Here is a 542-nt window from a genome sequence, read left to right as displayed (position 1 = left end):
GGTAAACTGGACGCGCGGAAGCGATAACGTCACGCCGCAAAACAAGCTGCGGTATCGACTGGAATGGAGGAAAAAGTCAGCAGGGGGAGGGTGGAGTAGTAGTGGTTCTTCTACCACCGATATGACCGGCTATCTCATTACCGGTCTCGAACCTAATACCGAGTATGAGCTGGATGTGATAGTCGTCGATGAAGCCGATAAAGGCAGCTGGTACGGCCAAAGAACGATCAAAACCAAAGCGGCGCCCGATACCCAAGATCCCACGCCGGGCAGCTACGGCACCATTACTTCTACCGCCAACAGCCTCACCGTTAGATGGACGCATGGCACCGACAACGTAACACCGCAAAGTGGTTTGAAGTATCGGATATTATGGAGGAAGAAATCGACTACGGGTTGGATAGCTTACGTGGCTCCGACGCTTGGAATGCTCAGCTATACGATAACGAACTTAACACCCGATACGGAATATGAATTCTTTGCCGTGATATTCGATGCCGCGGGTAATTCCAGTGCCTATCCGGTAAAAACGGCTCGGACTT

Annotated in this window: 1 protein-coding gene; it reads left to right on the top strand. The window is 51.7% G+C overall.

Annotated elements, in window-relative coordinates:
• On the top strand, positions 1-542 hold a 542-nt coding region (locus tag EII41_RS13755), incomplete at both ends, for a fibronectin type III domain-containing protein (protein WP_148091771.1).

The organism is Tannerella forsythia (assembly GCF_003860135.1).
GTDB classification, from domain to species: Bacteria; Bacteroidota; Bacteroidia; order Bacteroidales; family Tannerellaceae; genus Tannerella; species Tannerella forsythia_A.
This window is presented reverse-complemented; position numbering and strand designations above follow the sequence as displayed.